The organism is Frigidibacter sp. MR17.24 (genome assembly GCF_037095655.1).
GTDB lineage: Bacteria > Pseudomonadota > Alphaproteobacteria > Rhodobacterales > Rhodobacteraceae > Frigidibacter.
Map to the genome: position 1 here is coordinate 21,018 of NZ_JBAWKE010000004.1, position 13,480 is coordinate 34,497.

At 70.9% G+C, this 13,480-nt stretch carries 15 protein-coding genes; 7 read left to right on the top strand and 8 right to left on the bottom strand.

Going from position 1 to position 13,480, the window contains the following annotated elements:
• The first annotated feature begins 2 nt into the window (after positions 1 to 2).
• The 4 genes from odhB (at position 3) to lpdA (ending at position 3,770) form a co-directional block, all read left to right on the top strand.
• Complete coding sequence (gene odhB / locus V8J39_RS14460; protein WP_336461637.1) at positions 3 to 1,544, top strand: 2-oxoglutarate dehydrogenase complex dihydrolipoyllysine-residue succinyltransferase; 1,542 nt, start codon at positions 3 to 5, stop codon at positions 1,542 to 1,544.
• A 102-nt stretch (positions 1,545 to 1,646) separates the two neighbouring features.
• On the top strand, positions 1,647 to 1,895 hold the full coding sequence (locus V8J39_RS14465) for a hypothetical protein (protein WP_336461638.1): 249 nt from the start codon (positions 1,647 to 1,649) through the stop codon (positions 1,893 to 1,895).
• The gene (locus V8J39_RS14470) at positions 1,892 to 2,284 is read left to right on the top strand and encodes an MAPEG family protein (protein WP_336461639.1); all 393 of its coding nucleotides are present in this window, start codon (positions 1,892 to 1,894) and stop codon (positions 2,282 to 2,284) included. The genes V8J39_RS14465 and V8J39_RS14470 overlap by 4 nt, the downstream gene beginning before the upstream one ends.
• Positions 2,285 to 2,381: 97 nt before the next feature.
• Positions 2,382 to 3,770, top strand: coding sequence for a dihydrolipoyl dehydrogenase (gene lpdA, locus V8J39_RS14475; RefSeq protein ID WP_336461640.1), 1,389 nt, complete (start codon positions 2,382 to 2,384; stop codon positions 3,768 to 3,770).
• A gap of 222 nt (positions 3,771 to 3,992) precedes the next feature.
• On the opposite strand, the gene V8J39_RS14480 is transcribed toward lpdA, so the two are convergent.
• The 3 genes from V8J39_RS14480 to V8J39_RS14490 are packed head-to-tail and all read right to left on the bottom strand — an operon-like array spanning position 3,993 to position 6,103.
• Positions 3,993 to 4,646: a GntR family transcriptional regulator gene (locus V8J39_RS14480; RefSeq protein ID WP_336461641.1), complete on the bottom strand. Its 654-nt coding sequence runs from the start codon at positions 4,644 to 4,646 to the stop codon at positions 3,993 to 3,995.
• A 46-nt stretch (positions 4,647 to 4,692) separates the two neighbouring features.
• Complete coding sequence (locus V8J39_RS14485) at positions 4,693 to 5,403, bottom strand: M48 family metallopeptidase (protein WP_336461642.1); 711 nt, start codon at positions 5,401 to 5,403, stop codon at positions 4,693 to 4,695.
• 10 nt (positions 5,404 to 5,413) lie between these two features.
• On the bottom strand, positions 5,414 to 6,103 hold the full coding sequence (locus V8J39_RS14490) for a fumarylacetoacetate hydrolase family protein (RefSeq protein ID WP_336461643.1): 690 nt from the start codon (positions 6,101 to 6,103) through the stop codon (positions 5,414 to 5,416).
• A 175-nt stretch (positions 6,104 to 6,278) separates the two neighbouring features.
• Here V8J39_RS14490 and V8J39_RS14495 point away from each other — a divergent pair, with 175 nt between their 5' ends.
• Complete coding sequence (locus tag V8J39_RS14495) at positions 6,279 to 6,770, top strand: hypothetical protein (RefSeq protein ID WP_336461644.1); 492 nt, start codon at positions 6,279 to 6,281, stop codon at positions 6,768 to 6,770.
• A gap of 85 nt (positions 6,771 to 6,855) precedes the next feature.
• Here V8J39_RS14495 and V8J39_RS14500 read toward each other — a convergent pair whose 3' ends face one another.
• From V8J39_RS14500 to V8J39_RS14510, 3 genes are read right to left on the bottom strand one after another with little or no spacing between them, the layout of a single operon-like run.
• Positions 6,856 to 7,641, bottom strand: coding sequence for an iron chelate uptake ABC transporter family permease subunit (locus tag V8J39_RS14500; RefSeq protein ID WP_336461645.1), 786 nt, complete (start codon positions 7,639 to 7,641; stop codon positions 6,856 to 6,858).
• 5 nt (positions 7,642 to 7,646) lie between these two features.
• Positions 7,647 to 8,516, bottom strand: a complete 870-nt coding sequence (locus V8J39_RS14505; protein ID WP_336461646.1) for a metal ABC transporter ATP-binding protein — start codon at positions 8,514 to 8,516, stop codon at positions 7,647 to 7,649.
• On the bottom strand, positions 8,513 to 8,998 hold the full coding sequence (locus V8J39_RS14510; RefSeq protein ID WP_336461647.1) for a transcriptional repressor: 486 nt from the start codon (positions 8,996 to 8,998) through the stop codon (positions 8,513 to 8,515). The genes V8J39_RS14505 and V8J39_RS14510 overlap by 4 nt, the downstream gene beginning before the upstream one ends.
• A 99-nt stretch (positions 8,999 to 9,097) precedes the next feature.
• On the opposite strand from V8J39_RS14510, the gene V8J39_RS14515 reads away from it, so the two are divergent.
• A complete protein-coding gene (locus V8J39_RS14515; RefSeq protein WP_336461648.1) occupies positions 9,098 to 10,102 on the top strand; it encodes a zinc ABC transporter substrate-binding protein in 1,005 nt (334 codons plus the stop codon).
• Positions 10,103 to 10,163: 61 nt separating this feature from the next.
• Here the strand turns inward: V8J39_RS14515 and V8J39_RS14520 are convergent, their stop codons facing one another.
• Positions 10,164 to 11,390 (bottom strand): urate hydroxylase PuuD, encoded by a 1,227-nt coding sequence (locus V8J39_RS14520; RefSeq protein WP_336461649.1) that lies wholly within the window; start codon positions 11,388 to 11,390, stop codon positions 10,164 to 10,166.
• Positions 11,391 to 11,538: 148 nt separating this feature from the next.
• On the bottom strand, positions 11,539 to 11,898 hold the full coding sequence (gene uraH / locus V8J39_RS14525; protein WP_336461650.1) for a hydroxyisourate hydrolase: 360 nt from the start codon (positions 11,896 to 11,898) through the stop codon (positions 11,539 to 11,541).
• Between the two features lie 80 nt (positions 11,899 to 11,978).
• Between uraH and puuE the strand changes: the two genes are divergently transcribed.
• Positions 11,979 to 13,409 (top strand): allantoinase PuuE, encoded by a 1,431-nt coding sequence (gene puuE, locus V8J39_RS14530; protein ID WP_336461651.1) that lies wholly within the window; start codon positions 11,979 to 11,981, stop codon positions 13,407 to 13,409.
• Positions 13,410 to 13,480 lie beyond the last annotated feature (71 nt).

Below are 13,480 nucleotides of genomic sequence, written 5' to 3' on the forward strand. Positions count from 1 at the left end.
CCATGGCAACTGAAGTCCGCGTCCCGACGCTTGGTGAATCCGTCTCGGAAGCGACCATCGCAACCTGGTTCAAGAAGGTCGGCGACTCGGTCGCGCAGGACGAGATGCTGTGCGAACTGGAAACCGACAAGGTGACCGTCGAGGTCCCGGCGCCCGCCTCGGGCGTGCTGGCCGAGATCGTCGCAGCCGAGGGCGAGACCGTGGGCGTGAACGCGCTCCTCGCCCAGATCGCCGAGGCCGGCAATGCCGGCCCCGAGGAAACGAAGCCGAAGGAATCCGCCAAGGCGCCGGAGGCTGCGGCCCCGGCCAGCGCGGGCACGAATGAGGGAACGATGACCGACGTGATGGTGCCGACGCTGGGCGAAAGCGTCACCGAAGCCACCGTGGCGACCTGGTTCAAGAAGGTCGGCGACACGGTCGCGCAGGACGAGATGCTGTGCGAGCTCGAGACCGACAAGGTCTCGGTCGAGGTCCCGGCCCCGGCCGCGGGCGTGCTGACCGAGATCCTGGCCCCGGAAGGCGCCACGGTCGACGCCAAGGCCAAGCTTGCCGTGATCGCCGAAGGCGCCTCGGCCGGTGCCGCCGCGCCCAAGGCCGAAGCTGCCCCGGCCGCCGCCCCTGCCCCCGCCGCCGCCGCCGGCGGCCGCGACGTGGAAGACGCGCCCTCGGCCAAGAAGGCCATGGCCGAGGCCGGCCTTTCGGCCGATCAGGTCACCGGCTCGGGCCGCGACGGCCGGATCATGAAGGAAGACGTCGCCAAGGCCGCCTCGGCGCCGAAGCCCGCCGCCGCCCCGGCCCCGACCGCCGCCGCGACCCCGCGCGCCCCGGTTCCGGCCGACGACGCGGCGCGCGAAGAGCGCGTGAAGATGACCAAGCTGCGCCAGACCATCGCGCGCCGCCTGAAGGACAGCCAGAACACCGCCGCGATGCTGACCACCTACAACGAGGTGGACATGTCGGCGGTCATGGACCTGCGCAACACCTACAAGGACGCCTTCGAGAAGAAGCACGGCGTGAAGATGGGCTTCATGTCCTTCTTCACCAAGGCCTGCGTCCACGCGCTGAAAGAGGTCCCCGAGGTCAACGCCGAGATCGACGGCACCGACGTCGTCTACAAGCACTACGTCCACATGGGCATCGCCGCGGGCACGCCGCAGGGCCTCGTGGTGCCGGTGCTGCGCGACGTCGACCAGAAGTCCTTCGCCGAGATCGAGAAGGAGATCGCGGAAAAGGGCAAGCGCGCCCGTGACGGCAAGCTGTCGATGGCGGAAATGCAGGGCGGCTCGTTCACCATCTCGAACGGCGGCGTCTACGGCTCGCTGATGTCCTCGCCGATCCTGAACCCGCCGCAGTCGGGCATTCTGGGGATGCACAAGATCCAGGACCGCCCGATGGTCGTGAACGGCCAGATCGTCATCCGCCCGATGATGTACCTCGCGCTCAGCTACGACCACCGCATCGTCGACGGCAAGGGCGCCGTGACCTTCCTCGTGCGCGTCAAGGAAGCGCTGGAAGATCCCCGCCGCCTGCTGATGGACATCTGACCGACGCGGCCCAGATCTGACGGACGGGGCGCGCCCGCGCCCTGTCCACCGCCCGCGCCGGGCCGTCGCGGCCCGCGGGCCTGCCCACGGGAGGGCCGGACCATGACGATGCAGCTGCTGGTACAGGTCGAGACATCCGACCCCGAGGGGTGGAAGGCCGGTTTCGACCGCGACGCCGAGAACCGCGGCCAGGCGGGGCTGACGCTTTTGCAGCTGTGGCACGGCGCCGACAGCCGCGGCACCATCGTCGCCCTGTTCGAGGTGCATGACCGCGACCGCGCGCAGGGCTGGCTCGACAAGGCCGCGGGCCTCGGCCGCCCGATGACCGCCACCTTCCTGAGGACCGCATGAGCCAGGAACTGATCGTCCTGTGCCTGATGGCGCTGCTGCAGCCGCTGATCATGGTGCTGGCCGGGGGCGCGATGAACCGCGACGTCGGCCTGTCGTGGAACGCCGGGCCGCGCGACGACCAGCCGCGGTTCTCGAAGCTGACCGGGCGGCTTCGGCGCTGCATGGCCAACCATGTCGAGAACCTGCCCCTGTTCATCATCGCCGTGCTGGCGCTGGAACTGACGGGCCGCGGCTCGGGCTTCACCGCCGCGCTCGCCTGGCTGACCCTGGCGGCGCGCACGCTCTACATTCCGGCCTATGCCTTCGGCTGGACGCCCTGGCGTTCGGTGATCTTCGGCATCGGCCTTGCCGCGACGCTCCTGATGATCCTGACCGCTTTGTTAAGCTAGGGATCGCGGGGGGGTGCACGGGTGGTGTACGCCCGGTGCACGCTAGACACATGCCAATCACCGGGGAAGATCGCCCCGGAAAACGACGAGGAAGACCATGGCAGAATTCGACGTGATCGTGATCGGCGGCGGCCCGGGCGGCTATGTCTGCGCCATCCACTGCGCCCAGCTGGGCCTGAAGACGGCCTGCGTCGAGGGCCGCGAGACGCTGGGCGGCACCTGCCTCAACGTCGGCTGCATCCCCTCGAAGGCGCTCCTGAACGCCACCCACCACCTGCACGAGGCCGAGCACAACTTCGCCAAGATGGGCCTCAAGGGCAAGAGCCCCTCGGTCGACTGGGACCAGATGAAGGCCTACAAGCAGGACGTGGTCGACGGCAACACCAAGGGCATCGAATTCCTGTTCAAGAAGAACAAGATCACCTGGCTCAAGGGCTGGGGCTCGATCCCCGAGGCCGGCAAGGTCAAGGTCGGTGACGAGGTGCATTCCGCCAAGTCGATCGTCATCGCCACCGGGTCCGAACCCGCGGCGCTGCCGGGGATCGAGGTCGACGAGAAGACCGTGGTGACCTCGACCGGCGCGCTGTCGCTGGGCAAGATCCCGAAATCGCTGGTCGTGATCGGCGCCGGCGTCATCGGCCTGGAAATGGGTTCGGTCTACCAGCGTCTCGGCGCGAAGGTGACCGTGGTCGAATACCTCGAGGCGATCACCCCCGGCATGGACGGCGAGATCGCGAAGAACTTCCAGAAGATCCTGACCAAGCAGGGCTTCGAGTTCGTCCTGGGCGCCGCCGTCTCGGGCGTGACCCAGAAGAACGGCAAGGCCAGCGTCACCTACAAGCTGCGCAAGGACGACAGCGAGGCCACGATCGAGGCCGACGCGGTGCTGGTCGCGACCGGCCGGCGCGCCTTCACCGAGGGCCTCGGGCTCGAGGGTCTGGGCGTCGAGATGCTGCCGCGCGGCGTGGTCAAGGTCGACGGGCACTTCCAGACCTCGGTCAAGGGCGTCTACGCGATCGGCGACTGCATCCCCGGCCCGATGCTGGCCCACAAGGCCGAGGACGAGGGCATGGCCGTCGCCGAGATCCTGGCCGGCAAGCATGGCCACGTGAACTACGGCGTGATCCCCGGCGTGATCTACACCACGCCCGAGGTCGCCTCGGTCGGCCAGACCGAAGAGCAGCTGAAGGAAGCGGGCCGCGCCTACAAGGTCGGCAAGTTCCCGTTCATGGGCAATGCCCGCGCCAAGGCCGTGTTCCAGGCCGAGGGCTTCGTGAAGCTGCTGGCCGACAAGGAAACCGACCGGATCCTTGGCTGCCACATCATCGGCCCCGGCGCCGGCGACCTGATCCACGAGGTCTGCGTGGCGATGGAATTCGGCGCCTCGGCGCAGGATCTCGCGCTGACCTGCCACGCCCACCCGACCTATTCGGAAGCGGTGCGCGAGGCGGCGCTGGCCTGCGGCGACGGCGCGATCCACGCCTGATCGCCCCCAGCCACCGCTGACGAAAAAAGCCCCGCCGCTCTCCAGGATCGGCGGGGCACGCGTCTCTGCCCGACGCGTCGTGCGGACCGACCGGCAATGGGACCGGCCCGCGATGGCGGGGATGCGGGGAATGCCCGGGGGCTGCATCCCTGCACGGCATACGGACGCCCCGTCGGCTTCCGTCGACGCCCGTCGCGAAAAATTCAGAAAATTTTCAGCCGGTCACGCCTGCAGGTGCCGCAGGCCCTGGGTGACATCCGTGCGCACCGCCAGCCGCAGCCCCGGCTCGTCCCCGGCCTTCAGCGCGGCAAGGATCATGCGGTGCGTCGGCGGAGCCTCGGACCGGCGCAGCTTGACGTAGAGCGAGCGCATCGTCGGCCCCAGCTGCAGCCAGACCGTCTCGACCACCGCCAGCATCGCCGGCGCCTGCGCCCGCAGGTAGAGCGTGCGGTGAAACTCGAGGTTGGTGCGGATGTAGGTCACCGCGTCCTGCTTCACCACGGCCTCGGCATTGGCCATGTTGATCACCTGCAGCCGCTCGATCAGCGCCATGTGCGCCCGCGGCAGCGCGCGGCTGGCCAGCTCGGGCTCGATCAGCGCGCGCAGCTTCGCCAGCTCCTCGATCCGTTCGTTCGACAGCTCGGGCGTCATCACCCGCCCCGAGGCCGAGAGCGAGACCGCCCCCTCGGCCACCAGCCGGCGCAAGGCCTCGCGCGCGGGCGTCATCGACACGCCGTAGGATTTCGCGAGGCCGCGCAGGGTCAGGTGCTGCCCGGGCGCCAGCTCGCCATGCATGATCTGCTGGCGCAGGGTCCGGTACAGCTGTTCATGGGCGGCGGCGGCAAGCGCCGGATCGACGGGGCGCGGGGTCTGCATGGGCAAGCGTGATCACAAAACCCGAGGCGCCGTCAATCCGTGACCTTCAGTCCGCCGCGCTCAACCGCAGCCTGTGCAGCGCGTTGCCCTCGGTGCGCAGCCAGCGGCGGTGCGCGGCATAGCCCGGGTCCAGCCGCGCGACCACCGCCCAGAAGTCGGGCGAGTGGTTCATCTCGACCAGATGCGCGCATTCGTGGGCGGCGACATAGTCCAGCACCGCCGGCGGCGCCATGATCAGCCGCCAGCTGTACATCAGCGCCCCGTCCTGCGCGCAGGACCCCCAGCGCGACCGGGTGTCGCGCAGGGTGATCCGGGCATAACGCCGCCCGACGGCGGCGGAATAGCGGTCCGAGGCGGCGGTCAGCCGGTCGCGCGCGGCCAGTTTCAGGAACGCCCCCAGCCGCGCCGGCATCCGCCCCGGATCGGCCGGCAGCAGCAGCGCCCCGCCCTCGATCCGCGGGCTGCGGATCGCGGCGGGGGTCAGCCGCAGCGGCCGGCCCTCGAACGGGACCTCGTCGCCGAAGGAAAGGGGCGCGGTCGCGGGGGCTGCGGGGTCGAAGCCCATCCGCGTCAGCGCCGCGCGGATCCAGCCCTCGTGCGCGCGCGCGAACTGCAGCGCCTCGGCCTCGCGCGCGCGGGTGGGCAGCGTCAGGCTGATGCGGCCGTCGATCTGGCTCACGCGCAGCGAGAACCGCCGCGCGCGGGCCGAGCGGCGCAGCGTGATCTCGATCCCGGGCGCGAGCGCGCGCTCAGCCATCGCGCCCGGCTCAGGCGATCTTGGTCGACAGCGTGCCAAGCCCGTCGATCGTCACCTCGACGACGTCGCCCTTGGCCAGCTTGCCGACGCCGGCGGGCGTGCCGGTGAAGATCAGGTCGCCCGGCGCCAGCGTGACCGAGGCCGACAGGAACGCGATCACGTCCGCCACCGGCCAGATCATCGCCGCCAGCTCCGACTGCTGGCGGATCTCGCCGTTCACCCGGCTCTCGATCCGGCCCTGCAGGTCGCGGCCGGTCTCGGCCACCGGCACGATGTCGGAGATCACCGCCGAGAAGTCGAAGCCCTTCGCCAGGTCCCAGGGCCGGCCCATCTTCTTGGCCACCGCCTGCATGTCGCGCCGCGTCAGGTCGTTGCCGATCGCGTAGCCCGCGACCAGATCCAGCGCGGTCTCGGCCGCGATGTCCGCCCCGCCCGCGCCCAGCGCCACGACCAGCTCGCCCTCATAATGCAGGTCGTCGGTCTGCGGCGGGAACGGGATCTCGTCGCGGCCGAAGGCCAGCGCGTCGCGCGGCTTCGAGAAGAAGAACGGCGGCTCGCGGTCGGGATCGTGGCCCATCTCGCGCGCGTGCTCGGCATAGTTGCGCCCGACGCAGAAGATCCGCCGCACCGGGAACAGGGCATCGGTGCCGCGGATCGCGACGGCGGTCGCCTCGGGCGGGGGGAACAGGTAGGCGGTCATCGCGGGGGGGCTCCTTCGATCGGTCGCGGCCAGTTAGGGACCCCGCGCGGCGGAAGGTCAAGGCACCGGGCGGGCCATCGCGCAGGTTCCCGGCGGTCGGGAACCTTTTCGTGAGGATGGAGGTTGGAAGGCCGAACCGGGCCCCGCGGGGCCCAGACGCACAGGAGTGACCCTGATGAACGCCCTGAAGACCACCAAGCTTGCCATGCTCGTGTCGGCTTCGCTGCTGGCCGTCGCCCAGCCGGTGCTGGCGCTGACCGAAGTCCGCGAAGTCGAGGTCGAGATCGACATGTCCTCGATCAAGAACTCCGAGGCCGCCAAGGTCTGGTCGAATGCCGCCGCCGACCTGCAGAACGCGATCGTCGCCCGCGTGGCCGACCGCGCCGCGGAAGACGGCGTCCGGGTGAATGTCGACATCGACGAGATCGCGCTGTCGAACGCCTACGAGCGCGCGCTGGGCGTGGGCGAGACCAAGCTGTCGGGCCGCGTCAACGTCTCGAGCGAGACCGACAACACCAAGTTCGCGACCTATGACCTGATGGTCGGCTTCGACAAGGCCTATGTCCCGGCCGGCACCGATGTCGCGGTGCTGACGATGGACAGCCCGCAGTATTACGAGGCCATGGTCAACATGTTCGCCGACCACGTCGTGGCCAAGCTGAACTGAGGCCCCGACCGCGACCGGGCGGCCCGCCGGGCCGCCCGCCCCCGTCCCGGGACGGAAGCTTTCCGGGGGCCTTCTCCGGGGTCCGTCAGCCCCGGCGCGCGAGCGGCAGGCCGACCGCGAAGACCAGCGCCGCCGCCAGCACGATCGACGGCCCCGCCGGGGTATCGGCGTAGAGCGACAGCGCAAGCCCCGCCACCACCGACAGCACCGAGATCACCGTGGCGACCGCCGCCATCGCCTCGGGCGTGCGCGAGAGGCTGCGCGCCGCGGCGGCCGGCACCACCAGAAGCGCCGCGATCAGCAGTGCCCCAACGATCTTGATCGCCACCGCCACCACCAGCGCCAGCGCGACCACCAGCACCAGCCGTTCGCGCCGCGGGTCGATGCCCGCGGATTGGGCCAGATCCTCGTTCAGCGTCGCGGTCAGCAGACGCCGCCAGCGCCACAGGATCAGCGCCAGCACCACCAGCGCCCCACCCCAGACCCAGACGAGGTCGCCGCGCGTCACCGCGAGGATGTCGCCGAACAGGAAGGCCGACAGGTCGGTGCGCAGCCGCGGCTGCAACGAGGCCGCGACCAGCCCGCCCGCCAGCGCGCTGTGCGCGAGCACCCCGAGCGCCGCGTCCATCGCGTGGCCGCGGCTGGCCAGACCCGCCACCGTCGCCGCCATCGCCAGCGCGACGAGGATCGTGCCAAGATACAGCGGCAGCCCGGTCGCGAAGGCCAGCGTCACGCCAAGGATCGCGGCATGCGCGGTCGCATCGCCGAAATAGGCCATCCGCCGCCAGACCACGAAACTGCCAAGCGGCCCGGTCGCCAGCGAAAGGCCGATGCCGGCCAGCGCGGCCCGAATCAGGAAATCGTCCAGCATGTCGCCTATTCCGCCGCCGTTGTCGCGTGCGCGGGCGGGTGCGTCTGCGGCCGCCCCTGCGCATCCCCGTGGTCACCGTGGCCGTGGTCACCGTGGCCGTGGTCATGGCCATGGGCGCAGCCCGGCCCGTGCACGTGGTGCGGATGGCCATGGTCCTGCGGGTGGTCGTGATCGTGATCGTGGTGATGGCGGTACAGCGCCAGCGCGCCGCCGGTGCCGAAGCCGAACAGCGCCCGGTATTCCGGCGCATCCGTCACCACCTGCGGCGTGCCCTCGCAGCAGACATGGCCATTGAGGCAGATCACCCGGTCGGTCGCGCTCATCACCACGTGCAGGTCGTGGCTGACCATCAGCACCGCGACGCCGGTTTCGGCGCGGACCTCGGCCAGCAGCTGGTAGAAGCCCGAGGTCGCGGGCTGGTCCAGCCCCTGCGTCGGCTCGTCGAGGATCAGGATGTCGGGCCGCGTCAGCAGCGCGCGCGCCAGCATCACCCGCTGCGCCTGCCCCCCCGACAGCCGCGCGACCTGCCGCCGCTCGAGATCGGGCACCCCGGTGCGCGCCAGCGCGGCCCGCGCCGCGGCATCGCCCACCGGCTCGGGCAGCGACAGGAACCGGCGCACCGTCATCGGCAGCGTCGGGTCCAGCGCCAGCTTCTGCGGCACATAGCCGATGCGCAGCCCCGCCCGCCGCTCGATCCGCCCCGCCGAGGGTTTCACGAGGCCGATCAGGCTGCGCAGCAGCGTCGACTTGCCCGAGCCGTTGGGCCCGATCACGGTCACGATCTCGCCCGGGGCGATGGTGAAGTCGACGCCGGTCAGCACAGGGTCGCCGCCATGGCCGACCGTCAGCCCCTCGGCCCGGATCAGCGCGCTCATGCGGCGGCCTCCGCGCAGGCGCGGCACAGGCCCACCGCCTCGACGGTCGACCGCTCGACGGCAAAGCCCGCCTGCGCCGCGGCCGTGCCCAGCGCCGCCTGCACGCCCGTCGCCGGCGCCTCGGCCACGCCGTTGCAGGACCGGCAGATCAGGAACAGCGGGCTGTGCGCCTCGCCCGGGTGCATGCAGGCGGCAAAGGCGTTGAGCCGCCGCACCCGGTGCGCAAGTCCATGTTCCACAAGGAATTCCAGCGCCCGGTAGGCCACCGGCGGCTGCTTGCCGAAGCCCTCGGCCGACAGCCGGTCGAGCATCTCGTAGGCGCCCATCGCGCGGTGCGCCTCCAGCAGGATCTCCAGCGCGCGCCGCCGCACCGGCGTCAGCCGGGCGCCGCGCTCGGCGGCCAGCGCCTCGGCCCGCTCCAGCACGTCGCCGGCGCAATGGTGGTGATCGTGGTCCTCGAAGGCGAGGGGGGGCTGCGACATGTTATCTTATCACACTGCTCTTGACTCGTGATGATATAACATGATCAACCGGCGCCGACAACAGACGCGACCCGTTCGCCGCCAGACCGGAGAGACCCGATGACCCGCCTTTTCCCCTCGATGACCCTTGGTGCGCTGCTGCTGGGCACGGCGCTGCCGGCCGCCGCCGCGGTGCCGAGCGTCGCCACCGACATGCCGGTCACCCAGTCGCTGGTCGCGATGGTGATGGGCGATCTGGGCGAGCCGTCGCTGGTGATGAGCCAGGGCGGCGATCCCCACCACTACCAGATGCGCCCCTCCGAGGCGCGCGCGCTGGCCAATGCCGACCTGCTGGTCTGGATCGGCCCGGCGCTGACGCCCTGGCTCGACCGCAGCGCGGACGAGCGCACGGGCCCCTCGCTGGTCCTGCTGGAGGCCGAGGGAACGCATGTCCGCCAGTTCCTGCCCGGCGAGGGCGACGACGATGAGCACGACGAGCACGGCCATGACGAGGCGGGCCACGAGATGGGCGGCGAGGCGCATGCCGCCGAGCATGGGGAAGAACACGGCGATGGGCACGGCGATGGGCACGGGCACCACCATGCCGACGGCACCGATCCGCACGCCTGGCTCGACCCCGCGAACGCGCGGGCCTGGGTGCTGGCGATCGCGCAGGAGCTGTCCACGCTCGATCCCGGGAATGCCGCGACCTATGCCGCCAATGCCCAGGCGGCGGCGGCCGGGCTCGAGGCGCTGGACGCCCGGCTGACGACGGTGCTCGCGCCCGTGAAGGACAAGCCCTTCGTGGTGTTCCACGATGCCTATGGCTATTTCGCCGATCACTACGGGCTGAACGTGGTGGGGCAGCTGTCGCTGGGCGATGCCTCGGCCCCCGGGGCGGCGCGGATGAGCCAGCTGCGCGAGACGCTGGTCGCCGACCACGCGCTGTGCGCCTTCCCCGAAACCAACCACGACCCCGCGCTGATGGAGACGCTGGTCGAAGGCACCGACGTCACGCTGGGCCGTGCGCTGTCGCCGACGGGGACCGAGGCCACGCTGGGCGCGACGCTCTATCCCGAGACGCTGACCGCAATGGCCGAGACCATCGCCGCCTGCCTGAAGTGACCTGCGCGGGGCGGCGCGCGGGGGGCGGCGCGCGGGGGGCCGTCCCGCCGCCCGGGCGCCGCTAGCTGCCCGCCGCCCCCGCGCGGTACCACTCCACGATCGCCCGCCGCTCGGCCGGTTCGATGAAGCTGACATTCGCGGGCGGCATCGCATGGGTGATCCCCGCCTGCAGGTAGATCTCGGCCGCGTGGCGCGCGACCTGCCCCGGCGTGTCGAGATGCACGCCGCGCGGCGCGTAATGGATGCCCTCCCAGCCCGGCTCGGCCGCGTGGCACATCGAGCAGCGCCCCGCGACGATGCCCGCGACCTCGTCGAAACCCTCGGCCTCGGCGAACTTCCGCGCCGAGGCGGGCAGGGCCGCGTCCTCGTCCGGCGCCGGCTGGAACATCGGCGCGGTCGACAGCCACATGATCAGCACGAACAGGATCGCGGTCGCGGCCCAGGTCCAGGTCGGGCTGCCCTTGCGCGCGTGGCGGGTGTTGAACCAGTGCCGGATGGTGACGCCCATCAGGAACACCAGAGATGCGATCAGCCAGTTCATCTCGCTCGCGAAGGCGAGCGGGTAGTGGTTGGACAGCATCAGGAACACGACCGGCAGCGTCAGGTAGTTGTTGTGGGTGCTGCGCTGCTTGGCGATCTTGCCGTATTTCGGGTCGGGCTTGCGCCCCGCGACCAGGTCGGCCACGACCACGCGCTGGTTCGGCATGATGATCAGGAACACGTTCGCGGTCATGATCGTCGCGGTGAAGGCGCCCAGGTGCAACAGCGCCGCGCGGCCCGAGAAGACCTGCGCGTAGCCCCAGGCCATCGCCACGAGGATGACGTAGAGCCCCAGCATCAGCCGGGTGTTGTCATCGCCGAAGCGGCTCTTGCAGATCGTGTCGTAGAGGATCCACCCGAGCGCGAGCGAGCCGAGCGAGATCAGGATCGCCACCGGCACCGAGATGTCGGCGACCGCGGGATCGACCAGGAACAGGTCCGCGCCCAGGTAGTAGACCAGGCACAGCATCGCGAAGCCCGACAGCCAGGTGGCGTAGCTCTCCCACTTGAACCAGGTCAGGTGCTCGGGCATGGCCGCGGGCGCCACGAGGTACTTCTGGATGTGGTAGAAGCCGCCGCCGTGCACCTGCCATTCCTCGCCGTCGGCCGGGCCGGGAATGTCGCGGTTCAGCCCGAGGTCGAGCGCGACGAAGTAGAAGGATGATCCGATCCAGGCGATGGCGGTGACGACATGCAGCCAGCGCACCGCGAATTCCAGCCAGTCCATGATGACGGCGAAATCGTTCATGTAGGTCCCTCGCCCCCTTCAGGTGCCCGCGTCTTCGGGGCGTTCCGCCTGTGAGGGTCGCGCCGCCATCCTGCCGGCGGCGCGCGCCCCGGGCCAGAGGGCGCGCGCGCGTCGCGCGCCCGGCGTGACGCAAATGCCCAAGGAAGCGTCAGCTGCCGCGATAGGTCGAATAGCCGAAGGGCGACAGCAGCAGCGGCACATGGTAATGCGCCGCCCCGTCCGAGATCCCGAACCGCAGTGGCACCACGTCGAGGAACCGCGGGTCCTCGGGCGGGGCGCCGCTGGCGTCGAGATAGGCGCCCGCGTGGAACACCAGCTCGTAGGTGCCGGGCGCGAAGCCCTCGCGCAGGATCGGCGCGTCGGTGCGGCCGTCCGCGTTGGTCACCGCCTCGGCCAGCTTGTCGCGCGCCGTGCCCGACAGGCGATAGAGCTCGATCCGCAACCCTGCCGCCGGGCAGCCCCTCGCCGTATCCAGCACATGCGTCGTCAGGTAGCCGCCGTCCGCCATCCCCGTCCCCTCTGGTCATTGCCGCGTCATCGCGCCTAACCTGACCGCGACCCGAGAGAACGGCAAGCGAGACCCTTTCGATGACCTCCCCCACCGCCCCCCGCTATCCCCGCGACATGATCGGCTATGGCCCCGATGCGCCCGACGCGGCCTGGCCGGGGGGCGCCAAGGTCGCGGTCTCGGTGGTGCTGAACTTCGAGGAGGGCGGCGAGAACAGCATCCTGCATGGCGACGCGGCCTCCGAGGCGTTCCTGTCCGACATCGCCGGCGCCGCGATGTGGCCCGGCCAGCGGCACTGGAACATGGAATCGATCTATGAATACGGCGCCCGCGCCGGCTTCTGGCGGCTGCGCGACCTGTTCGCCGCCAAGGGCATCCCGCTGACGATCTACGGCGTGGCGACCGCGCTCGCCCGCGCGCCCGAGCAGGTCGAGGCGATGAAGGCCGCGGGCTGGGAGATCGCCTCGCACGGGCTGAAATGGGTCGAGCACCGCGACATGCCCGAGGCCGAGGAGCGCGCCCAGATCGCCGAGGCGATCCGGCTGCACACCGAGGTCGTGGGGACGCGGCCGCGCGGCTGGTACACCGGGCGCTGCTCGGCAAACACGGTGCGGCTGACGGCGGAAGAGGGCGGGTTCGACTGGATCTCGGACACCTATGACGACGACCTGCCCTATTGGCTGGAACTCGGCGATCGCGACCAGCTGGTGATCCCCTACACGCTCGAGGCCAACGACATGCGCTTCGCGACCGCGCCGGGCTATATCGAGGGCGAGCAGTTCTTCACCTATCTCAAGGACAGCCTCGACACGCTCTGGGACGAGGGCGCGGCCGGCCGCGCGAAGATGTTCTCGATCGGGCTGCACAACCGGCTGATCGGGCGGCCGGGCAAGATCGCGGGGCTCCGGCGCTTCCTAGACTATGCGCAGGCCAGGGGCGACGTCTGGTTCGCCACCCGCGGCGAGATCGCGGCGCACTGGGCCGCGACCCATCCCCACCGGCGCCGCGAGCGGCCCTCGCGCATGGAGCGCGCGCGGTTCGTGGCGCTGTACGGCGGGATCTACGAGCATTCGCCCTGGGTGGCCGAGCGCGCCTTCGCGCTCGAACTTGGCCCGGCGCATGACCGCGCGGCGGGGCTTGCCAATGCCTTCGCGCGGGTGTTCCGCACCGCGTCGCCGGACGAGCGGCTGGCGGTGCTGCGCGCTCATCCCGATCTCGCGGGCAAGCTCGCGGCGGCGCGGCGGCTGACGGCGGAGTCGACGGCCGAGCAGGCCTCGGCCGGGCTCGACGCGCTGACCGACGCCGAGCGCGCGGAGTTCACCGCCCTCAACGCCGACTATGTCGCCAAGCACGGCTTCCCGTTCATCATCGCGGTGCGCGACCACGACAAGGCCGGGATCCTCGCGGCCTTCCGCGCCCGGATCGCCAACGACACCGCGACCGAGACCGCGACCGCCTGCGCCCAGGTCGAGCGGATCGGGGCGCTGCGGCTTGCGGCGCTTTTGCCCTGACCCAAGGGCGCTGACCCGGGGGCCGTGACGGAAGGGCCGTGGCGGAAGGGGGGGGGGGAGGCGTGCCCCCC

Coding starts and splice junctions, on each gene's coding strand:
- odhB (WP_336461637.1), top strand. CDS start 3: ATGGCAACTGAAGTCCGCGTCCCGACGCTTGGTGAATCCGTCTCGGAA.
- V8J39_RS14465 (WP_336461638.1), top strand. CDS start 1,647: ATGACGATGCAGCTGCTGGTACAGGTCGAGACATCCGACCCCGAGGGG.
- V8J39_RS14470 (WP_336461639.1), top strand. CDS start 1,892: ATGAGCCAGGAACTGATCGTCCTGTGCCTGATGGCGCTGCTGCAGCCG.
- lpdA (WP_336461640.1), top strand. CDS start 2,382: ATGGCAGAATTCGACGTGATCGTGATCGGCGGCGGCCCGGGCGGCTAT.
- V8J39_RS14480 (WP_336461641.1), bottom strand. CDS start 4,646: ATGCAGACCCCGCGCCCCGTCGATCCGGCGCTTGCCGCCGCCGCCCAT.
- V8J39_RS14485 (WP_336461642.1), bottom strand. CDS start 5,403: ATGGCTGAGCGCGCGCTCGCGCCCGGGATCGAGATCACGCTGCGCCGC.
- V8J39_RS14490 (WP_336461643.1), bottom strand. CDS start 6,103: ATGACCGCCTACCTGTTCCCCCCGCCCGAGGCGACCGCCGTCGCGATC.
- V8J39_RS14495 (WP_336461644.1), top strand. CDS start 6,279: ATGAACGCCCTGAAGACCACCAAGCTTGCCATGCTCGTGTCGGCTTCG.
- V8J39_RS14500 (WP_336461645.1), bottom strand. CDS start 7,641: ATGCTGGACGATTTCCTGATTCGGGCCGCGCTGGCCGGCATCGGCCTT.
- V8J39_RS14505 (WP_336461646.1), bottom strand. CDS start 8,516: ATGAGCGCGCTGATCCGGGCCGAGGGGCTGACGGTCGGCCATGGCGGC.
- V8J39_RS14510 (WP_336461647.1), bottom strand. CDS start 8,998: ATGTCGCAGCCCCCCCTCGCCTTCGAGGACCACGATCACCACCATTGC.
- V8J39_RS14515 (WP_336461648.1), top strand. CDS start 9,098: ATGACCCGCCTTTTCCCCTCGATGACCCTTGGTGCGCTGCTGCTGGGC.
- V8J39_RS14520 (WP_336461649.1), bottom strand. CDS start 11,390: ATGAACGATTTCGCCGTCATCATGGACTGGCTGGAATTCGCGGTGCGC.
- uraH (WP_336461650.1), bottom strand. CDS start 11,898: ATGGCGGACGGCGGCTACCTGACGACGCATGTGCTGGATACGGCGAGG.
- puuE (WP_336461651.1), top strand. CDS start 11,979: ATGACCTCCCCCACCGCCCCCCGCTATCCCCGCGACATGATCGGCTAT.